17 protein-coding genes and 1 riboswitch are annotated in these 19784 nt (G+C 59.3%); of the genes, 10 read left to right on the forward strand and 7 right to left on the reverse strand.

Annotation, left to right across the window (positions count from 1 at the left end; translation table 11 throughout):
- Window positions 1-35: 35 nt before the first annotated feature.
- Window positions 36-1130, forward strand: a complete 1095-nt coding sequence (locus GBC55_RS08735; RefSeq protein WP_162437153.1) for a glycosyltransferase — start codon at window positions 36-38, stop codon at window positions 1128-1130.
- On the opposite strand, the gene GBC55_RS08740 is transcribed toward GBC55_RS08735, so the two are convergent.
- The gene (locus GBC55_RS08740) at window positions 1125-1691 is read right to left on the reverse strand and encodes a toluene tolerance protein (protein ID WP_235992822.1); all 567 of its coding nucleotides are present in this window, start codon (window positions 1689-1691) and stop codon (window positions 1125-1127) included. The genes GBC55_RS08735 and GBC55_RS08740 overlap by 6 nt on opposite strands.
- Window positions 1692-1839: 148 nt before the next feature.
- On the opposite strand from GBC55_RS08740, the gene GBC55_RS08745 reads away from it, so the two are divergent.
- The 3 genes from GBC55_RS08745 to hldE all read left to right on the forward strand — a co-directional run bounded on the left by GBC55_RS08745 (window position 1840) and on the right by hldE (window position 6457).
- Complete coding sequence (locus tag GBC55_RS08745) at window positions 1840-3012, forward strand: O-antigen ligase family protein (protein WP_162437151.1); 1173 nt, start codon at window positions 1840-1842, stop codon at window positions 3010-3012.
- Window positions 3013-3027: 15 nt separating this feature from the next.
- The gene (msbA, locus tag GBC55_RS08750; RefSeq protein WP_162437150.1) at window positions 3028-4833 is read left to right on the forward strand and encodes a lipid A export permease/ATP-binding protein MsbA; all 1806 of its coding nucleotides are present in this window, start codon (window positions 3028-3030) and stop codon (window positions 4831-4833) included.
- A 199-nt stretch (window positions 4834-5032) separates the two neighbouring features.
- Window positions 5033-6457, forward strand: a complete 1425-nt coding sequence (gene hldE / locus GBC55_RS08755; RefSeq protein WP_162437149.1) for a bifunctional D-glycero-beta-D-manno-heptose-7-phosphate kinase/D-glycero-beta-D-manno-heptose 1-phosphate adenylyltransferase HldE — start codon at window positions 5033-5035, stop codon at window positions 6455-6457.
- Window positions 6458-6543: 86 nt separating this feature from the next.
- Here hldE and GBC55_RS08760 read toward each other — a convergent pair whose 3' ends face one another.
- The 4 genes from GBC55_RS08760 to GBC55_RS08775 all read right to left on the reverse strand — a co-directional run bounded on the left by GBC55_RS08760 (window position 6544) and on the right by GBC55_RS08775 (window position 10127).
- Entirely contained in the window at window positions 6544-7512 is a 969-nt protein-coding gene (locus GBC55_RS08760; RefSeq protein ID WP_162437148.1) for a metal ABC transporter ATPase, read from the reverse strand.
- Between the two features lie 32 nt (window positions 7513-7544).
- Window positions 7545-8357 carry an aldo/keto reductase gene (locus GBC55_RS08765; protein ID WP_162437147.1) on the reverse strand — a complete coding sequence of 271 codons (813 nt, stop codon included), beginning with the start codon at window positions 8355-8357 and terminating at the stop codon, window positions 7545-7547.
- Window positions 8354-9529: an FAD-dependent oxidoreductase gene (locus GBC55_RS08770; RefSeq protein WP_162437146.1), complete on the reverse strand. Its 1176-nt coding sequence runs from the start codon at window positions 9527-9529 to the stop codon at window positions 8354-8356. The genes GBC55_RS08765 and GBC55_RS08770 overlap by 4 nt, the downstream gene beginning before the upstream one ends.
- A gap of 265 nt (window positions 9530-9794) precedes the next feature.
- Complete coding sequence (locus GBC55_RS08775; protein WP_162437145.1) at window positions 9795-10127, reverse strand: multidrug efflux SMR transporter; 333 nt, start codon at window positions 10125-10127, stop codon at window positions 9795-9797.
- Window positions 10128-10229: 102 nt separating this feature from the next.
- Between GBC55_RS08775 and GBC55_RS08780 the strand changes: the two genes are divergently transcribed.
- Together GBC55_RS08780 and waaA are read left to right on the forward strand one after the other, a co-directional pair.
- Window positions 10230-11132, forward strand: coding sequence for a LysR family transcriptional regulator (locus tag GBC55_RS08780; protein WP_162437144.1), 903 nt, complete (start codon window positions 10230-10232; stop codon window positions 11130-11132).
- 11 nt (window positions 11133-11143) lie between these two features.
- Entirely contained in the window at window positions 11144-12421 is a 1278-nt protein-coding gene (gene waaA / locus GBC55_RS08785; RefSeq protein ID WP_162437143.1) for a lipid IV(A) 3-deoxy-D-manno-octulosonic acid transferase, read from the forward strand.
- Window positions 12422-12532: 111 nt separating this feature from the next.
- On the opposite strand, the gene GBC55_RS08790 is transcribed toward waaA, so the two are convergent.
- Window positions 12533-13966 (reverse strand): TolC family outer membrane protein, encoded by a 1434-nt coding sequence (locus GBC55_RS08790; protein ID WP_162437142.1) that lies wholly within the window; start codon window positions 13964-13966, stop codon window positions 12533-12535.
- Between the two features lie 203 nt (window positions 13967-14169).
- Window positions 14170-14275: riboswitch (TPP riboswitch) on the forward strand.
- A gap of 165 nt (window positions 14276-14440) precedes the next feature.
- On the opposite strand from GBC55_RS08790, the gene thiC reads away from it, so the two are divergent.
- Entirely contained in the window at window positions 14441-16330 is a 1890-nt protein-coding gene (gene thiC, locus GBC55_RS08795; RefSeq protein WP_162437141.1) for a phosphomethylpyrimidine synthase ThiC, read from the forward strand.
- Window positions 16331-16481: 151 nt separating this feature from the next.
- Window positions 16482-17774 carry a putative hydroxymethylpyrimidine transporter CytX gene (gene cytX, locus GBC55_RS08800; protein WP_162437140.1) on the forward strand — a complete coding sequence of 431 codons (1293 nt, stop codon included), beginning with the start codon at window positions 16482-16484 and terminating at the stop codon, window positions 17772-17774.
- Here the strand turns inward: cytX and GBC55_RS08805 are convergent.
- Window positions 17743-18489: an RsiV family protein gene (locus GBC55_RS08805; RefSeq protein ID WP_162437139.1), complete on the reverse strand. Its 747-nt coding sequence runs from the start codon at window positions 18487-18489 to the stop codon at window positions 17743-17745. The genes cytX and GBC55_RS08805 overlap by 32 nt on opposite strands.
- A 210-nt stretch (window positions 18490-18699) precedes the next feature.
- Between GBC55_RS08805 and GBC55_RS08810 the strand changes: the two genes are divergently transcribed.
- Both GBC55_RS08810 and GBC55_RS08815 read left to right on the forward strand, forming a co-directional pair.
- Window positions 18700-19317, forward strand: a complete 618-nt coding sequence (locus GBC55_RS08810; protein ID WP_162437138.1) for an NUDIX domain-containing protein — start codon at window positions 18700-18702, stop codon at window positions 19315-19317.
- On the forward strand, window positions 19308-19760 hold the full coding sequence (locus GBC55_RS08815) for a DUF1249 domain-containing protein (RefSeq protein WP_162437137.1): 453 nt from the start codon (window positions 19308-19310) through the stop codon (window positions 19758-19760). The genes GBC55_RS08810 and GBC55_RS08815 overlap by 10 nt, the downstream gene beginning before the upstream one ends.
- Window positions 19761-19784 lie beyond the last annotated feature (24 nt).

A 19784-nucleotide genomic window follows, 5' to 3' on the forward strand; every position in this document is an offset into this window, starting at 1 on the left:
TCTCTCCCCAAGGTCCTGCATGGGCTTGGGGCGCTATGAGCATTCTCAACGTCATGTGGTCAGGCGGTGCGCCATTCGCGTCGATTCACAAGGTTCATCAGCAGATACTGTCGCAGACCAGTTCTACAACACCGGTAGAGACCTGGTTACTCCAGGGCGGTGTTTCTGACTGCGGCGTGAATGTTGATGGTGCCAGGGAATGGAAGCTGTCTTCTGCTCGCTTGAAAGGGCGACATTTCTGGCGGCTGGCTAAACCCTGGATGCGGGCTGGCTTCAAGAAGGCGCTGGTGGAGAGCGGTGCGAAACTACTGCTCCTTGATGGCCTTGGGGTTGCGCGCGCACTTTTGCCTCTGCTCAAAAAACTCCCCCATATCCGTGCTGTCGTTATTTTCCATGGCTCAACGCGGATACGTGCCGAGGATCGAGTCCTCTTTCAACACTTCAAGCCGTCTCAGCTGACATTGGTTGCCGTGTCGGACACCTTGGCGACCAAGCTGGGGCAGGATCTTCAACTACCCATCATTACGCTACGCAGTGCCTTCGATCCAGTTGCCTTTCGCTCGCAAGTATTGTCGCGAGACGATGCTCGTGTCCGTCTGGGTTTGCCGGTGGACGGAACGCCGGTACTTGGGGCGGTGGGGCGACTGGAAGACAAGAAAGGCTTCGGATGCCTGCTTGAGGCATTTGCCGGCGCTTTGAGGCAGCGGGCCGATTTGCGCCTGGTCATTATCGGTGAAGGGTCGAACCGGGCGGCCCTGCAGGGTCGTATCGACCACCTCGGGTTGGGTTCCAGTATCTCGTTGCCAGGTCATTTGACTGACGCCGCGCAGCTTTACCGTGCTTTCGACTGGGTCGCGATACCTTCGCTGAGCGAGGGACTCGGGTTGATCATGCAAGAAGCTGTGATGGCGGGTGTGCCGGTGGTGTCCAGCGACTTGCCAGTGTTCCGTGAACAGCTCGCTGACAAGGGGTTGTATGCAGCTGCCGCTGATGTCGATGCCTGGAGCGATGTCATCGTTCGCGCATTCAACAACTCCGCAACGACGGTCGCTGCCGACCAGCGCCAGGAGCTGGCGCCCGAGCAGGCTTGGCTGAACTTCAGTCAGGCTGCCCGCGCATTGCTTTCATGACGACAGGACAGCCTGCTCGAGTGCTTGCATTGGAAAGCTCCCGTTCAGGTTCTCGCGCGCAATATATCGCGCGAAGTGTCGCAGGTTGCGCTTGATCAAATGCTTGGGCAGTGGCGCACGCAAAAAACGCATGTCAGCGACATCGATCAGGCCCATCCGGTTGTCTGGCGTGACCACGATGTTGCCCAGATGCAGTGAGCGAAAGTAGATCCCCGACGAATGAAGACTGCGTATCAACCCGGCCAGTGCGGGCAAGGCCTGTTGCCAGGTGAAGCCTTCCTTGCCGGCGATCTGGCGCAAGGTTTCTCCCGGCAAAGGTTCATACAGCACAGCCGTCATGCCAGGCGCTTGCAGGCGATAGAACTGCAGTACCTGAAGGGTGGGTACGCCAAGCTTTTGCAGTCCCGCGACATTGTCGATGAAACGTTTCGAGTACGGACGGAACATCGCAGAAGAAAATATGCGTTTACGTCTAAACAGTTTGAGGATATTCCCATCCTGCAACAGGTAGACTTTCGGGCCGTAGCTGTCAGCCTCCAGTACTCTGGCGCCTTCAATCATGCGATTTAAAGCGTCTTGCGGAAGTCGGGAACATTGCATCGTATAAAGCCTTGTCGGAATAGCGGGCACTGTGGCGGGCAATGATGCCCAAAAGTTTCAGTTTTAACCATGCCGGGTTGGGCAGGGTGAATATCCAAGGAGCAAATTGATGCAGGAAACACGCTGGGCGCAACTATGGATGTCGACGGGGCTGCTGTGGTTTTTGCTGGCTATTGCCGTTGCGCCGTCCAACAAGGTCTACCAACAGGGCCTTATTGCCCTGATCTGGCTGCCGGCATTGGTGTTTGCCTGGCCAGCGCGAGCTCGCTTCAGGGAACTGTTCCATGAGCAGCGTTGGGTCTACCTGCCTATGCTCGGGTTGCTGGTCTGGTCAGTGATCAGCCTGTCCTGGACCAATGTCGAAGAACCGAGTCGCGAAGCGAAGCGCTTGCTGTATATCGTCGTTTTCCTGCTGTTCTTCCCGGCTTTCGCCAATTCCCGGCCCGAGCGCGTGATTCGCATCATGCAATGGGGCGGTATAGGTCTCGCGCTGACGGCGCTGGCCGCCATCGTTAAGTTTTATGGGCTCCATGCCAACAGTTGGGTCGCGCGTCTTGAAGGGTTGGGCGAGCTATCGCATCCAATTCTGGGTGGGTATGTCATTGGGCTCGCAGCGGTGTGGCTTGTTCTTTGGGTGCCGAGCAATCGCTGGTTGCAAGCCGTCTGGGTGGTCGCGCTGAGCCTGCTGGGCTTGTTTGTGGTGCTCAGCCAAAGTCGAGGTGCTGGTCTGGCGTTGTTCTTCACATTGCTCGCCATGCCACTCTGGTGCCGCAATCGACGCAGTTGTGTCGTGGCGATCGGTGCGTTGATCGTGGCGATGGCGGCATTCTGGCTTTTCGAGCCGTTGGTGATGGCTCGCGGCGCTTCTTTCCGCCCGCAAATCCTGATGGCAAGTATGAATATGGTCGCGGAGCACCCATGGCTCGGTCTCGGCCTGGGTGGAAACTACAAAGTCTTTGCCGAAGGCATGTACTTTGATCACGCCCATAATCTGTTCAGTCACGTGGCGATCGAGCTGGGTTTGCCGGGCCTGCTATTGTGGTGCGCGGTGTGGTTCGCGGTCTTGCGTGAAGCCTGGAAAGCCCGGGAAACCCTGTATGGCCAAGGCATCATCGGTATTTGGCTCTTCTCGACACTTGCCATGCAGTTTGACGCGGCCAGCCTGACCGGAACGCCAAGGGCCGAATGGTTCATCAGTTGGTTGCCCATTGGCTTGGCCAGTGTTTTGGTATGGGCACGGGTCAACTCCAGCGGCTGTGATAAAATTTCGCGTTCTTCCTAACAAGTGAGCTCTACGATGAGTGACGCACCGCCCAAAGCGGGACAGGATTCCAGCCTGAAAATCTATCTTCGGCTGTTGGGGTATGTAAAACCCTATGTGGGCCTTTTCCTGCTGAGTATCGTGGGCTTCGTGATCTTTGCCTCTACCCAGCCGATGCTGGCGGGGATTCTCAAATATTTCGTCGATGGCCTGAGCAACCCTGAAGCGGTGCTCTTCCCCAACGTCCCCTACCTGAAAGACTTGCAACTGCTGATGGCGGTGCCGTTGCTGATCATCCTGATCGCCGCGTGGCAGGGGTTGGGTTCGTTTCTGGGTAACTACTATCTGGCGAAAGTTTCGCTGGGACTGGTACATGACCTGCGCGTCGAGCTGTTCAACAAGCTGTTGGTGCTGCCGAACCGCTATTTCGACACCCACAACTCCGGTCATCTGATCTCCCGCATCACCTTCAACGTCACCATGGTCACTGGTGCCGCCACGGATGCCATCAAAGTGGTCATCCGTGAAGGCCTGACGGTGGTCTTCCTGTTCGCGTATCTGTTGTGGATGAACTGGAAGCTGACGATCGTGATGCTGGCAATCCTGCCGGTGATCGCTTTCATGGTCGGTAATACCAGCAAGAAATTTCGCAAGCAGAGCAAGAAGATCCAGGTGGCGATGGGGGACGTGACTCATGTGGCGTCCGAAACCATCCAGGGCTATCGCGTAGTGCGCAGCTTCGGCGGCGAGAGCTACGAGGAGCGTCGCTTCGCCGAAGCCAGTCAGGGCAACACCGACAAGCAATTGCGCATGACCAAGACCGGTGCGGTCTACACGCCGATGTTGCAGTTGGTGATTTATACCGCCATGGCCGTGTTGATGTTCCTGGTCCTGTTCCTGCGGGGCGATGCCACAGCGGGCGACCTGGTGGCCTACATCACCGCGGCGGGACTGTTGCCTAAACCGATTCGTCAGCTGTCAGAAGTCAGTTCGACCATCCAGAAAGGCGTAGCCGGTGCCGAAAGCATTTTCGAGCAGCTGGATGTCGAGCCCGAGGTTGATCACGGTACAGTCGAGCGCGATCGCGTCGATGGTTACCTGGACGTACGCAACCTGAGCTTCACCTACCCGGATACCGAACGTGAAGTGCTGAAGAACATCAGTTTCACTGCGGCGCCAGGGCAGATGATTGCGCTGGTAGGTCGCTCGGGCAGCGGCAAGTCGACCCTGGCCAGCCTGATTCCGCGTTTCTATCATCACGAAACCGGCGAGATCCTGCTCGATGGCGTAGAGATCGAAGATTACCGCCTGCGCAATCTGCGCCGGCACGTGGCGCAGGTCACGCAGCATGTCACCCTGTTCAATGACACCATCGCCAACAACATTGCCTACGGCGACCTGGCCGGCGCCCCGCGTGCCGACATTGAAAAAGCGGCCACCGACGCCTACGCAATGGATTTCATCTCGCAAATGCCCGAAGGCCTGGATACCCAGGTTGGCGAAAACGGCGTGTTGCTGTCCGGCGGTCAGCGTCAGCGCCTGGCGATTGCCCGGGCACTGTTGAAGAACGCCCCGTTGCTGATTCTCGATGAGGCAACCTCGGCGCTCGATACAGAGTCCGAGCGCCATATTCAGGCGGCACTGGATCAGGTCATGAAAGGTCGGACCACACTGGTGATTGCTCACCGCTTGTCGACCATCGAAAAAGCTGACCTGATCCTGGTCATGGATCACGGTGAAATCGTCGAGCGTGGCACCCACGCGCAACTGTTGGCGCAGAATGGCTACTACTCGCGTCTGCACGCCATGGGGCTCGATGCTCCGGTGGAAAACATAGCCTGACGTGACGAGAGGGTGGGTCCAGGCTCACCCTCTCGGATCACCGGCGTGCAATGCGTCCGGTGTTTAGACAATACCTTTATTTCGGCTCAATTTTTGAACAGAAAATCCCCTGTATTCATCCTCTTGCAGCCGTCACGCAAGCCTGTGCCAACCCTGTGTTAATATCGCGACCCTGTTCATTTTGTATGTGGGTTGCACCATGAAGTTGTCCATGCCGCGATTCGATCAAGCCCCTGTCTTGGTGGTCGGCGATGTCATGCTCGACCGTTACTGGCATGGTGGTACCTCACGGATTTCTCCCGAGGCGCCAGTACCGGTAGTCAAGGTCGAGCAAATCGAGGACCGTCCGGGCGGTGCCGCCAACGTTGCGTTGAACATTGCCGCCCTCGGTGCGCCAGCCTCATTGGTTGGCGTCACTGGCGACGATGAAGCCGCCGACAGCCTGGTCAATAGCCTCAAGGGCGCGGGCGTCCGGGCATTGTTCCAGCGCATCGCGCACCAGCCGACCATCGTCAAGCTGCGAGTCATGAGCCGTCACCAGCAGTTGCTGCGTATCGACTTCGAAGAACCCTTCGCCACCGACGCCCTGGCGTTGGGCGAACAGGTCGACGAGCTGCTCGACGGCATCAAGGTATTGGTGTTGTCCGATTACGGCAAAGGCGCGTTGAAAAACCATCAGGTGCTGATCCAGGCTGCGCGAGCTCGAGGCATTCCGGTGCTGGCCGATCCCAAGGGCAAGGATTTCTCCATCTACCGTGGTGCGAGCCTGATCACCCCGAACCTAAGCGAATTCGAAACCATCGTCGGCAAGTGCGTTGATGAGCACGAGTTGGTGAGCAAGGGCGCGACCTTGATGCACGAGCTCGATCTCGGCGCCTTGCTGGTCACCCGTGGTGAACACGGCATGACCTTGCTTCGTCCGGATCATCCCGCGCTGCACTTGCCGGCGCGAGCGCGTGAAGTGTTCGACGTGACAGGTGCTGGTGACACGGTGATATCTACCCTGGCCGCAGCGATTGCTGCAGGCGAAGAACTGCCCCACGCAGTGGCGCTCGCCAACCTGGCCGCAGGCATCGTGGTAGGCAAGTTGGGTACCGCGGCCATCAGTGCGCCCGAGCTGCGTCGTGCGATTCAGCGTGAAGAGGGCTCCGAGCGCGGCGTGCTGGGACTTGAGCAATTATTGCTGGCGGTCGACGATGCGCGTGCGCACAAAGAGACGATCGTCTTCACCAATGGCTGCTTTGACATTTTGCATGCGGGTCATGTGACCTACCTCGAGCAGGCGCGAGCCCAGGGTGATCGCCTGATCGTTGCGGTCAATGACGATGCTTCTGTGAGCCGCTTGAAGGGACCGGGTCGCCCGATCAATAGCGTCGACCGTCGCATGGCTGTACTTGCCGGTCTGGGCGCTGTGGACTGGGTGATCAGCTTCGCCGAAGGCACTCCGGAAAACCTGCTGCGCGAGGTCAAGCCGGACGTGTTGGTCAAGGGCGGGGACTACGGAATCGAGCAGGTGGTGGGTGCTGACATCGTGACGGCTTACGGCGGAACGGTGAAAGTGCTGGGGCTGGTGGAAAACAGCTCGACCACGGCGATTGTGGAGAAAATCCGCAAGTCCGAGTGAAACAACAAAAGATCGCAGCCTTCGGCAGCTCCTACAAGGTTATGTGTACACCTGTAGGAGTTGCCGAAGGCTGCGATCTTTTGATTTCAAGAACTCACCTTCTTGCGCGGCACGATCTTCTTCAACAACTGCTTCGCCTTCCCGCGCAATCGCGCCAGACCTGAATCTTTACCCTGCGGGCTCAAGCCCTGCTGGCGTACCCAATCCTTCCACTTGATCCGCTCATCCCGCACCAGCCAGCCATCCTGCAGTGCAAAGCTCTCCGCCAGGTACAACCCTCGCGTACTCGCCGGATACAGCTGATCTTTTTTAAGGGTATAGAGTTCAGCCATCGGCTGGCCGTCCTGCAAGGGCATCAGATACAAATCGGGCCGTTTGCGATCGAGTCGCGCGACCAGTTGATCGCCCTCCAATCGTTCATCGACATGAAACAGGCTCAAGGATTTCGCTTCCTTGGGCACGTCCAGTCGCAAGTCATAGATCAGTTGCAGCGACGCCGTCGGCAAATGCACATAGGCCCGCGGCCGTTCGATCAACTGCATGTTGGCGCAACGCACTGGTCGCGCCGAGCCGGACAATGGCGTCAGGCGAAACGGCAGGGCTTCGCGATAATGCAGGGCGGAGGAGTAGGGTGCCGGTAGCCAAGTGTCATTGAAACGCCCTCCCAGCCAGCCTTCCGGTGTTTCCAGCAGACACTCTTCAGCAATCTCCTGGATGGCCGTGTGCAGCGGCAGGTTCAGCTCATGGGCGGGCACGTAACCTGAGATCAGCTTCAGCACCACATCGCCACGGTCTTGCCGGCGTTGACGGACCAGCACCCAGTAATCCCGATTCTGCCAATGCAGGGTCAGTCGCACCGACACCCCAAGGTTGGCGAGCTCGACCGCAAAGCGCTCGCTGTCAGGCACTGCCACCGGGCGGCGACGTTGCAGGGTCTGGGAAAAATTGAGCGGCATCCCGACGCTCTGATAACTCAAGCCTTCGGGAGTCGCTTCAACGAATAATGGCAGGGTCTTGAAGTTGCTCGGGTTCTTTCTAATGAGCGTACGCGGCATGTCGGCTCCTGCTTAAGGCCGCGTGGGCGGCGTCAGTGACTACGTAGGACCTTGGCAACGGTCGCGACGTTGTGGGCGAGGTGCAGCGGATTGATGGTCCCGACAATAGCACTGGCTACACCCGGATGCTCAAACAACAACTCGAAGCTGGCACGCACCGGATCGACACCCGGACTCAGGCAGACGTGACCGCTGGCGAGTGCTTTTTTTACCAGAATGGCTTTGCCGTGAGCAGCAGCATAGTCAATGACGGCTTTCTCGCTCAATTCGTTCAGATTGTAAGTGACCATCGCGCAATCACCCTGTTCCAGAGCCTTCAATCCACCTTCGACGGTTTTCCCGGAAAAACCGAATCCACGAATTTTCCCTTCGGCCTTGAGCGCTGCGAGCGTTGCGTAGACCTCGCAGTCGTTGAGGATGGCAAGGTCGTTGCCGTCGGAATGCACCAGCACCAGGTCGATAAAATCCGTTTCCAGACGTTGCAGGCTGCGCTCGACCGACAGGCGGGTATGGGCGGCGCTGAAGTCGTGACTCGATAGACCGTCGGCAAACTCTTCGCCGACCTTGCTGACAATCACCCAGTCCTGACGCTGACCGCGCAACAACGGGCCAAGCCGCTCTTCACTGCGACCGTAGGCCGGTGCGGTGTCGATCAGGTTGATGCCCATGTTCTGCGCCAGTTTGAGCAACATGCGTGCTTCATCGTCGCCCGGGATCTGGAAGCCGTTCGGGTACTTCACTCCTTGATCGCGACCCAGTTTGACGGTGCCCAGGCCTAGCGGTGAAACCATCAGGCCCGTGCTGCCCAAGGGGCGATGCAAATCGTGCAGGGTCGGTTGGGTCATGGTAGCAGTTGCTCCCAGGCAGGAACGCCCATCGGTGGTTTGGGTAGCTCCGGCAGTGGCGCGCAGTGGCTGGGTTCAATGCCGTCGCGCTGCAGAGAGGCGATGACACGGTCAGCGAAGTCCGGGGCCAGCGCCAGTTTGGTAGGCCAGCCGACCAGCAGTCGGCCTTCTTCGGCGAGAAACGCGTTGTCCGGTCGCGTCAGTCCCGATTGCAGCGGCTCGGCGCGATCTACCCGCAACGTCGCCCATTGCGTGGTGCTCAAATCGATCCATGGCAGCAATTGGCCAAGCTCTTTCTGCGCCGTGGCAATCTGCTCGGCGGGTTCGCGGGCAACACCTTCGGATTCAGCGATGTCACCGCCCAGGTACCAGACCCATTGGCCATCGGCGGCCGGATGAGTGGTGACGGTGATGCGAGGTTTGGTACCGCCTCCCAGGCAGTGGGCATACAGCGGTTTAAGGCCTGGACCTTTGGCGATGATCATGTGCAGCGGCCGACGTTGCATGGCTGGCCGACTCAGCGCCAAGGTTTCGAGCAGCGCTGCCGTGCCTGCACCGGCGCTGAGAACGATGCGCTGGGCGCGAATGTCGCGCCCATCGACCGTCAATCCCACCAGAAGGCCACCTTCCAGCAACGGTTCGATCTGCTGTCCGGCCAGTAGACCGTCACCCGACAGGTCGGCGAGACGCTGAATCAGACTCGGGACATCGACCACCAGCTCGGCCAGACGATAAACCTTGCCCTTGAAGCGCTTGTCTTGCAGCGCAGGTGGCAGTTGATCGCCCTTTACCTGGTCAACCCGGCCGCGCACGGCTTTGCTGGCGAAGAAACTGGTGAGGTTTCCAGCGAGTGTGCCGGGTGACCACAGGTAATGCGCTTCGGACAGCAGGTGCACGCCGGACAGGTCGAGTTCGCCATTGCCGGCCAGCGCTTCACGCCAGCGCCGTGGCATGTCGGCGATTGCTTCCGACGCGCCGGTCAGGGCGCCGTGCAGCGCGTACTTGGCGCCGCCATGGATGATGCCCTGGGACTTCAAACTCTGACCGCCGCCGAGGCTGGCGCTTTCCACCAATACCGTCGAAAAACCCTGACGGCGCAGACGCGCATTCAGCCAGAGGCCGGCGACACCAGCGCCGACAATCAGAACGTCGGTGGAAATAACGGATGGCATGCAGCGACCTCAGTGTTCAAGACGAGGGCGCAGTATACAGACTCGACGGAAAGGGGATTTATTGCTGATCTTTAAGAGTACGCAAAACCTGTGGCGAGGGAGCTGGCTCCCGCTGGGCCGGGCTGGCGCTCCAGCGCAAAGCGGCCCTTGAAACCATTCGCCGCAGTTTTTCAGACTGACCGCGTCTAATGGTCCTGCAACTGCTGCGCAGTCGAGCGGGAGCAAGCTCCCTCGCCACAGGTTACTGTTTGTCTCCAAGGTTCGGTCAATGCCCCGCCGTTTTGGAAAATAGCTGGATGACCACAACCCCCAGCACAATCAGCCCCATCCCCAGCATCGCCGGCACATCAAGCTTTTGCCCATAGATGAACAATGCCGCAACGCTGACCATCACGATCCCCATCCCGGCCCATACCGCATAGGCCACGCCGACCGGAACGCTGCGCACCACCAGCGTCAACATCCAGAAGGCAATGCCATAACCGACGATGACCAGCACCAGGGGCAGGGGCGTGCTGAATCCTTTGACGGCTTTCATCGAAACGGTCGCGATCACTTCGGCGCAGATGGCAATGGCCAGGTAGTAGTAAGCGGTCATAGGTGCATCCTCAAGTGAAGTGTTGCTGTCTTGGCTGGGCATTCTAGAGCTTCGTCAGATGCGGTAAAGTCATTACCTATCTGTTTTGGAGATGGGTTGGCCATGAACACGCAATGGAATCTGGAACAGCTACGACTGTTTGTCAGCGTAGCGGAGCAGCGATCGTTTTCGGCCGTTGCGCGGGATCAGCGCAAGGCGCAGTCAGCTGTCAGCAGTTCAATTGCGATGCTTGAAGAGGACCTCGGCGTCAGCCTGTTTGATCGTAGCAGTGGCCGTCAGCCGACGCTGACCGAAGCCGGCAACGCGTTGCTTGAAGAGGCGCGGGAAGTACTGCGTCAATGCGAGCGCCTCAACGGACGGGCATGGGCGATGATGCGCGGCCAGGAGGCGCGGCTGCGTTTGGCCCAGGATGAGGCAATGCCTTATCAGGCGGTGGTGGATAGTTTTGAAGCCCTGGCGGAAAAATTTCCCAGCCTTGAGGTTCAATTGACCAGCGCCGCCCAAGGGGAAGTGGCGCGCAAGCTGGTGGAGCGTCAGGCCGATCTGGGTTTGCTGTTTTACCACGATCAGATTCCCGAAGCGCTTGAGCGGCAAGTGCTGGGCAGCGTTGAGATGGTCACCGTGTGCGGTGCCGGTCATCCGTTGGCGGGGAAAGCGGCGGTGGACTGTCAGCAACTGGCGCAGCACCGGCAACTGCTGATGTCCACTCAGTCCAGCGTCTACCCCGGCAGCGAGCCTGCCAGCCCGCAAGTCTGGCGCGCCGACAGTTTCTACGTCATGGCAGAGTGGCTGGTTCGCGGTCTCGGCTGGGCCTGGCTGCCGCGTCATGTGGTGCAATACCCCGCTTATCAGGGGCAGATGATCGAACTGGCCAGCGAATGGACCCCGCCTGCGTTGGTCGTGGAGTTGGTCTGGCGCCGTGATGAGCCGCTGGGGCCGGCAGCTCGATGGCTGGCGGAACGTTTTGCTGTGCACTTGCGGGCGATCGGCGATAAAAGCCGATAAACTCCGCCGCCATGAATAGAACTCTCTACACCGCGCTGTTTTACCTGGGGCTGCCACTGGTAGCGATTCGGCTTTGGTTGCGAGCGCGTAAAGCGCCAGCCTATGCCAAACGTATCGGCGAGCGTTTTTCCTACGGGATACCGGCGATGAAACCAGGGGGCATCTGGGTGCACGCGGTGTCGGTGGGCGAGAGCATCGCCGCAGCGCCGATGATTCGTGCCTTGCTGCAACGTCATCCACAGTTGCCGATCACCGTGACCTGCATGACCCCGACCGGCTCGGAGCGAATCCAGGCCTTGTTCGCCAATGAACCGCGCATCCAGCACTGCTACTTGCCGTATGACTTGCCCTGCGCAGCCAAGCGATTTCTGGATCGGGTTCAGCCGAAATTGGCAGTGATCATGGAGACCGAACTCTGGCCTAACCACATTCACCAGTGCGCCAGGCGCGGGATCCCGGTGGCGCTGGCCAATGCGCGGCTGTCCGAGCGATCGGCCAAAGGCTACGGTCGTTTCCGAAAACTGACCCAGCCGATGCTTGCCGAAATGAGCCTGCTCGCGGTGCAGACCGAAGCAGAAGCCCAGCGCTTTCGTGACCTAGGGGCGCGCCCGGAGACTGTCGAGGTGACCGGTTCGATCAAGTTCGACCTGACCATTGACCCGCAACTGCTTCAGCTTGCCACCGAGTTGCGCGGGCAATGGCAAGCACAGGAACGCCCGGTATGGATTGCTGCCAGCACCCACGACGGTGAAGACGAAGTGGTGCTGGCGGCCCATCGTCAGCTGTTGGCCAGTCATCCGGATGCGGTGTTGATCCTGGTGCCCCGTCATCCGGAACGATTCAACGCCGTGTTCGAGCTGTGTCAGCAGCAAGGTTTCGCCACTGTTCGTCGTTCCTCCGGTGAGCCAGTCCGCAGCGATACTGCTGTGCTGATGGGCGACACCATGGGTGAGTTGCTGTTTCTCTACGCCTTGGCCGATACCGCGTTCGTCGGCGGCAGCCTGGTGCCCAATGGCGGGCACAACCTGCTGGAGCCGGCCGCGTTGGCCAAACCGGTCTTGAGCGGTCCGCACCTGTTCAACTTCCTCGAAATCGCCGCGCAATTACGCAATGCCGGCGCATTGCAGGAAGTGGAGGATGCCGAAGGGTTGGCTGTGGCGGTGCAGCGCCTGTTTGAACTGCCGCGGGATGCGCAGCGAATGGCGGATGCCGGATTGAAGGTGATGCGCAGCAATCAGGGTGCATTGCAGCGATTGCTGGAGGGGTTGGGGCGGTTGATCGAGCGTTAATTCAGCTCATCCTGTGCCTCGCGCCGGCGTCCTTCGACTGATTCTGCCGCGACACTGCACCTGTGGCGAGGGAGTAAACTCCCTCGCCATGGCACCTCGGTGTTTAGTCGCTTATGGCCGGGCTTTCAACTGTTCCGCCGCAGCCTTCGCCAGATCGGGTGGCAGGAAGTCCTTGTCCGGGTTGTAGTCAGGCTTGAGGTAACGTTTGAGGTCCTCCAGGTCGCCCGGGTTCAGCGTGCCGGCAGCCTGCTTCAAGCGCAGGTTGTCGAGGATGTAGTCGTAGCGGGTGTTGTTGTAGTTGCGCACCGAGGTGTACAGCTGACGCTGGGCATCCAGGACATCGACAATGTTCCGTGTCCCCACCTGATAGCCGATTTCAGTCGCTTCCACCGCACTCTGGTTGGAAATGATCGACTGTTTGCGCGCTTGAACCTGCTCAACGTCGGTGTTCACCGCGCGGTGCAGGTTACGGGTGCTTTCGACGATTTGCCGACGCAGGCCTTCGCGCTGTTGTTCCGTCTGGTCCAGGCGCGAGTAGGACTCACGAACCTGCGAGGTGGTCAGGCCGCCGCTGTAGATCGGGATGTTCAGTTGCAAGGCCAGGGTGGTTTGTTCGACCGGGCCCCGATACGACTGACCGAACGCGCTCGGGTTGCTGAAACCAAAGGCGTCGTTGTCACCTTTCTCGTATTTCGCCACCGCATCCACAGTGGGCGCATGGCCGGCCTTGCGCTGCTTGAGGGTTTCCTCGGCGGCGCTCACCGCATAGTTGCTGGCCAAGAGATTGAGGTTCTGTCGGGCGGCGGTGTCGACCCAGGCCTTGGCATCGTTCGGTGCCGGCGGCAGGATCGGCAAGCTGTGAACAATGCCCTGAATCGAGTTGTACTGACGGTTGGTCAAGGTGATCAGTGCTTCGAATGCATCATCCACCTGGCGCTGAGCGAGGATTCGGTTAGCTCGCGCCGTGTCATAACTGGCTTGAGATTGCAGCACGTCGGTCTTGTCCGACAGGCCCACGTCAAAGCGTTCGTTGGACTGGTCGAGCTGGCGTTTGAACGCGGCTTCTTCGGCCTTGGTCGAGGCCAGGTTATCCTGGGTACGCAACACGTTGAAGTAGTTTTCGGCGGTCTGCAGGATCAGGTTTTGCTCGGTAGCCGAGAGTTGCAGTGCAGCCTGTTCGTTGACGTCTTTGGCGGCCTGGTACTGGAACCAGCGATCGGCCCGGAACAGTGGCTGAGCCAATGTTGCCTGATAGGAGTTGGCGCTGCGATTGGCGACGGCGGCCGGTTGATCGATATCGGTACGCACACTGGCCATCTGAGCGCCGCCGGAGATGTTCGGCAACAGGCCGGCACGTGCCTGAGGCACTACTTCTTTCTGGGCGCCGTACTGGGCGCGGGCGGCAGCCAGGTCGGCGTTGTTGTCTACCGCTTCCTGGTAGACGCTCACAAGATCGGTTCTGGTCGATAAGGGCGCTTCTGCTGCCCAGGCCAATCCATTGGAAGCACAAGACACGGCAAGGGCCAGTGAAAGTTTGCGCAGCATGCGGCCATCCCTAAAAATTACGCTGATAATTTGCGCCAAAGGTACGGCGCGGCTTCGTCCATCGTCAATGCACAGCGTCGATGCGCGGCACGGCGTAGCGAGTGTAGTTGGGCATCCGTCCGGCAACAATCCTGTAATTACGCCATTCATCATGGTGTTTACCTTGGGGTTGGCGTTCTTTGCCAGTTGTGTCTAGACTGGCCGGGTTCTTGTCGGGGTGCCTTGCTATGAGGCTGAGATCGAATAATTTCGGATCCCGTTGAACCTGATCAGGTTAACGCCTGCGTAGGGAACAAGATTTCTCGTCACCCGGCGAGTCCTCTTGTGCTTCGTCCGGGATGTTGTTCGACAATCGAACACCCCTCGAGTACTGAGCACAGCACCAACAGCGCCATAGCTGATTGGTCGCGTCCATTCGTTACAGGTTCGCTCCGACAAAATTCCACCGCCTGGATGCTGTCTGGAGAGCCCGTGATGACGATAAAACTAAAAAACGTAACGAACCTGAGTGACTCGGCCCAAGTCGATCAACAGTCCGTTCAACCCTTTACCCGCTCGCAAAAAATCTACGTTCAGGGTTCACGCCCGGACATTCTCGTGCCGATGCGCGAAATCAGCCTCGATGTCACCCCTACCGACCTCGGCGGCGAGATCAATGCACCGGTGGTGGTCTACGACACCTCGGGCCCTTATACCGATCCCAATGTCATTATCGACGTGCGCAAAGGCTTGGCCGATGTGCGTTCGCCGTGGATTGAAGCCCGTGGTGACACCGAGCGTCTGCCTGGCCTAAGCTCGAATTTCGGGCGTGAACGCCTCGCCGACGCCGAGCTGACCAAGCTGCGATTTGCCCACGTGAACAACCCGCGTCGCGCCAAAGCCGGCGGCAACGTCACCCAGATGCACTACGCCCGCAAAGGCATCATCACGCCCGAGATGGAATTCGTTGCCATCCGCGAAAACATGAAGCTTGAAGTGGCCCGCGCCGCCGGTCTGCTGGACCAGCAACACGCCGGCCACAGCTTCGGTGCCAGCGTGCCGAAAATCATCACCCCTGAATTTGTCCGCGAGGAAATCGCCCGCGGTCGCGCGATCATTCCGGCCAACATCAACCACACCGAACTGGAACCGATGATCATCGGCCGTAACTTCCTGGTGAAGATCAACGGCAACATCGGCAACAGTGCCTTGGGTTCGTCCATCGAAGAAGAAGTGGCGAAACTGACCTGGGGCATTCGCTGGGGCGCGGACAACATCATGGACTTGTCCACCGGCAAGCACATTCACGAAACCCGCGAATGGATCATTCGTAACTCGCCAGTGCCAATTGGTACCGTGCCGATCTATCAGGCGTTGGAAAAAGTCGGTGGTGCGGCCGAAGACCTGACCTGGGAGCTGTTCCGCGACACGCTGATCGAGCAGGCCGAGCAGGGCGTCGACTACTTCACCATCCATGCGGGCGTGCTGTTGCGTTACGTACCGCTGACCGCCAAGCGCGTGACCGGTATCGTGTCCCGTGGCGGCTCGATCATGGCCAAGTGGTGCCTGGCGCACCACAAGGAAAACTTCGCCTATACGCATTTCGAAGAAATCTGCGAAATCATGAAGGCCTACGACGTCAGCTTCTCGCTGGGCGATGGCCTGCGTCCGGGTTCGATTGCCGACGCCAATGACGCCGCGCAATTCGGCGAGCTGGAAACCCTCGGCGAGCTGACCAAAATCGCCTGGAAGCATGACGTGCAAACCATGATCGAAGGCCCGGGCCACGTGCCGATGCAGTTGATCAAAGAGAACATGGACAAGCAGCTCGAGTGCTGCGACGAGGCGCCGTTCTACACCCTCGGCCCGCTGACCACTGACATTGCGCCGGGCTACGACCACATCACCTCCGGTATCGGTGCGGCGATGATCGGCTGGTTCGGTTGCGCCATGCTTTGCTACGTCACGCCGAAAGAGCACTTGGGCCTGCCGAACAAGGATGACGTGAAAACCGGGATCATCACCTACAAGATCGCCGCCCATGCGGCCGACCTTGCGAAGGGCCATCCGGGCGCGCAGATCCGTGACGATGCCTTGAGCAAGGCGCGTTTTGAATTCCGCTGGGAAGACCAGTTCAACCTGGGCCTGGATCCGGATACCGCTCGTTCGTATCACGATGAAACGTTGCCGAAGGATTCGGCCAAGGTCGCGCATTTCTGCTCGATGTGCGGGCCGAAATTCTGCTCGATGAAAATCACTCAGGAAGTCCGCGAGTACGCGGCCAACCAGCAGCTCGAAACCATTGACGCCGAAGTCGCCCAGGGGTTGGCGGAACAGGCCGAGCGGTTCAAGCAGGAAGGCAGTCAGCTGTACAAGAAGGTTTGATCTGACCTGAATGGGTGGGGCCTACACAGGCCCCATCGCCAGCAGGCTGTCTCCCACATTGGATCTGTGGCGTTCACAAGTCCCCTGTGGGAGCCAGCCTGCTGGCGATAGCGATCAATACAACAACAAAAGTCCCTCTGAGATAACACCCTTGAGCATTCAACCCAGCACTTATTCCCCAGACATCGCGGTGCCCACGGACAAACGTGTCTTCGGCGGCCGCGATCTCTTCTCCTTGTGGTTTTCCCTCGGCATCGGCCTGATGGTTCTGCAGACCGGCGCATTGCTGGCGCCAGGTCTGGGCCTGTCCGGCTCGTTACTGGCGATCTTCCTCGGCACGCTGGTAGGTGTTCTGCTGCTGGCCGCCGTCGGCGTGATCGGCAGCGACACCGGCCTGTCGTCGATGGCCGCACTCAAACTCAGCCTCGGCAAACGCGGCGCGAGCCTGCCTGCGGTGCTGAACCTGCTGCAATTGATCGGTTGGGGCTCATTCGAAATCATCGTCATGCGTGACGCTGCCAGCCTGTTGGGTGCCCGTGCATTCAGCGAAAGCAGCGTGTTGTCCAGTCCACTGCTCTGGACCCTGTTCTTCGGCGGCCTGGCGACCTTGCTGGCCGTCAGCGGCCCATTGACCTTTGTGCGGCAGATCCTGCGTAAATGGGGTATCTGGTTGCTGTTGGCTGCCTGTATCTGGCTGACCTGGAACCTGTTCGCCAAAGCCGATCTGGCTGCCCTGTGGGCCCAGGCAGGTGATGGGTCGATGCCGTTTGCCGTGGGCTTCGATATCGCCATTGCCATGCCGCTGTCATGGCTGCCGTTGATTGCCGACTACTCGCGTTTCGGCAAGCGAGCCAGGAATGTCTTTGGTGGTACCGCTGTGGGTTTCTTTATCGGCAATTTCTGGCTGATGAGCCTGGGCGTGGCCTACACCCTGGCCTTCGCGCCGAGCGGAGAAGTGAACGCATTGCTGCTGGCATTGGCCGGTGCTGGGCTGGGGATTCCGCTGCTGTTGATTCTGCTGGATGAATCGGAAAACGCCTTCGCCGACATTCACTCGGCGGCCGTATCCAGCGGATTTTTGCTGCGCTTGAAAGTCGAGCATCTGGCCCTGGCCATCGGCGTGATTTGCACATTGATCGCCTTGCTGGCGCCATTGGCCCAGTACCAGAACTTCCTGCTGTTGATCGGTTCGGTGTTCGCGCCGCTGTTCGGCGTGGTGCTGGTGGATCATTTCATCCTGCGCAAGCGCAGTGCTCAGGTGGCGTCAGCCGCATTGCGCTGGCCGGCGCTGCTCGCCTGGTTGGGCGGGGTAAGCACGTATCACTTGCTGGCCAATCTCTACCCGGACATCGGCGCAACCCTGCCGTCGTTGATTCTGGCAGGGTTGCTGCAGCTGGTGCTGGGTCGGGCCTTCAGTTACGGCCGGGAAACAGCTCGGGCTTGAGAATGCCGTTCAGGCGAGGGTAGGGGATCTTCAGTTCGACGTGGCCCAGCGCGTAAGGCGCGATGGTGCTGGTTTCGTACTTGAGGACTACCGCGCCATAGGTCAGCGCCACGTTCTGGGTTTTCTGGAACGGCCAGCTCTTCACGAACTCTGCTTCCTGATCGAGCTTGGTGCTGATCAACCAGCTGTTATGCGCCACTTGTGCGGCTTTCCAGAATGCTTCTTCCTGCCCTGGCAACAACATGTCCGACAGCGTCAGCACCTTGTGCTGCTGGCGCGAATAGTTGATGAAGCTGCGCCCCGGCGTGCCATGTGCGCCGCCGGTGTCCAGGTAGCTGGAAAACTCGACGATCACCAAGCCGTCATGCTGCTCACGTACCTTGGCCTGCAGGTAGCTGCTGTAGCGCGGGGCGGCGGTGCGCAAAAACTCGTCACGATAAGCCGTCAGCGTTGGCGCCACCGGTGCGTCGGGTGAGGTGCGGGTCATTTGCAGCAGGCGTTTTTCGATGATGCCGTCCAGCGCAGGCTCGGCAGGGAAACGCAGCGTGTCGATATTGACCAGCGGGCAATCAGGTGTCGTGCAGCCAGGCTTCAGCTGCTCGGACGCATCGCGGGTCGTTTCCAGCGGCGCCCGATAGTTGGGCTGGAACAGGCTCTGGCAAGCGCCCAGAGTCAAAGCGATTGCGGCCACGGAGGCGATTTTAAAAAGCGACATGGGCGTCCTTGATAAAACTGGGAAAGGCGAAAAGTTATCCGCTTCGACTCTCAACGAAGCAGTCAGTTCGCCACTAAGCTAATTAGAGTTGGTTTCGCCCTCACCGTCTATCCCGCTGACGGGAAAGGGGCTGCATCAAACGTCACGGGCGCGTTAGGATGGCGCGAAGTCGAGGCTGGAGCCTCGGTGTGTGTAGATACGAGGATTGTCATGACTGATTTTGCCAACGCCATTCCGACCGCCGTTGATATCGTTCGGCGTGAAAAGTGCTACGTGGGCTTTTACAAGCTCGATCGTGTGCACTTGCGCCACGAATTGTTTGGCGGGGGCATGAGCCGCGAAATCAATCGGGAAGTGTTCGTCCGCCATGATGCCGTCTGTGTGTTGCCCTACGACCCGCAACGTGACGAAGTGGTGTTGATCGAACAGTTCCGCGTCGGCGCCATGGGCAAGACTGATAATCCTTGGCTGATCGAACTGGTCGCTGGTCTGATCGACAAGGATGAGGTGCCGGAAGAAGTTGCTCACCGCGAAGCGCAGGAGGAAGCTGGGCTTGTGTTCGGGGCGCTCTGGCCGATGACCAAATATTTTCCATCGCCGGGCGGCAGTAACGAATTTGTGCATCTGTTCCTGGGGCGTTGCGACAGTACTGGCGCTGGCGGCCTGCACGGGCTGGAGGAAGAAGCAGAAGATATTCGCGTCACGGTCTGGGCGTTCGAGGATGCCTTGCAAGCCGTACGCGACGGACGAATTGCCAACGCGGCCAGCATCATTGCCTTGCAATGGTTAGCTTTAAACCGCGCTGAAGTGAGGGGGCTATGGTCGTAAACAAACTGCGCGATCGCTATCGGGTTGACCTCGTGGGGCTGCAAGCGTCCTGCGAGGCCAACTACGCGCGCCTTATGCGACTGCTCCCGGACATGCGCAACGAGCCGGCAGCCCGGCGCATAGCCGTGACCCATGGCGACCAGATGCTCGGCGTATTGGCGCTGGAGGTGCTGCAGGTCTGTCCGTACACCACCACGTTGCAAGTACGCCAGGAGCACAGCCTGCCGTGGCTGCCGGTGCCCCAGCTGGAAGTTCAGGTCTATCACGATGCCTGCATGGCCGAAGTCGTCAGTGCCGAGCATGCACGACGCTTCCGTGGCATCTATCCTTATCCGAACGCCTCGATGCATCAACCGGACGAAAAAGCGCAGCTGAATATGTTCCTGGGGGAATGGTTGAGCCATTGTCTGGCGTTGGGGCATGAGTACGAAGCTGTTCGTTAAGTGCCAGATGTGAACTGTGTTCGG

It is taken from the genome of Pseudomonas sp. TNT3 (assembly GCF_010095445.2).
Lineage (GTDB): Bacteria > Pseudomonadota > Gammaproteobacteria > Pseudomonadales > Pseudomonadaceae > Aquipseudomonas.

Bases quoted from the DNA above. Each gene is read 5' to 3' on its own strand.
- msbA (WP_162437150.1), top strand. From the start codon at position 3,028: ATGAGTGACGCACCGCCCAAAGCGGGACAGGATTCCAGCCTGAAAATC.
- GBC55_RS08740 (WP_235992822.1), bottom strand. From the start codon at position 1,691: ATGATTGAAGGCGCCAGAGTACTGGAGGCTGACAGCTACGGCCCGAAA.
- GBC55_RS08775 (WP_162437145.1), bottom strand. From the start codon at position 10,127: ATGACCGCTTACTACTACCTGGCCATTGCCATCTGCGCCGAAGTGATC.
- GBC55_RS08790 (WP_162437142.1), bottom strand. From the start codon at position 13,966: ATGCTGCGCAAACTTTCACTGGCCCTTGCCGTGTCTTGTGCTTCCAAT.
- GBC55_RS08810 (WP_162437138.1), top strand. From the start codon at position 18,700: ATGACTGATTTTGCCAACGCCATTCCGACCGCCGTTGATATCGTTCGG.
- GBC55_RS08770 (WP_162437146.1), bottom strand. From the start codon at position 9,529: ATGCCATCCGTTATTTCCACCGACGTTCTGATTGTCGGCGCTGGTGTC.
- GBC55_RS08735 (WP_162437153.1), top strand. From the start codon at position 36: ATGAGCATTCTCAACGTCATGTGGTCAGGCGGTGCGCCATTCGCGTCG.
- waaA (WP_162437143.1), top strand. From the start codon at position 11,144: ATGAATAGAACTCTCTACACCGCGCTGTTTTACCTGGGGCTGCCACTG.
- GBC55_RS08805 (WP_162437139.1), bottom strand. From the start codon at position 18,489: ATGTCGCTTTTTAAAATCGCCTCCGTGGCCGCAATCGCTTTGACTCTG.
- GBC55_RS08765 (WP_162437147.1), bottom strand. From the start codon at position 8,357: ATGACCCAACCGACCCTGCACGATTTGCATCGCCCCTTGGGCAGCACG.
- GBC55_RS08815 (WP_162437137.1), top strand. From the start codon at position 19,308: ATGGTCGTAAACAAACTGCGCGATCGCTATCGGGTTGACCTCGTGGGG.
- hldE (WP_162437149.1), top strand. From the start codon at position 5,033: ATGAAGTTGTCCATGCCGCGATTCGATCAAGCCCCTGTCTTGGTGGTC.
- GBC55_RS08780 (WP_162437144.1), top strand. From the start codon at position 10,230: ATGAACACGCAATGGAATCTGGAACAGCTACGACTGTTTGTCAGCGTA.
- thiC (WP_162437141.1), top strand. From the start codon at position 14,441: ATGACGATAAAACTAAAAAACGTAACGAACCTGAGTGACTCGGCCCAA.
- GBC55_RS08760 (WP_162437148.1), bottom strand. From the start codon at position 7,512: ATGCCGCGTACGCTCATTAGAAAGAACCCGAGCAACTTCAAGACCCTG.
- GBC55_RS08745 (WP_162437151.1), top strand. From the start codon at position 1,840: ATGCAGGAAACACGCTGGGCGCAACTATGGATGTCGACGGGGCTGCTG.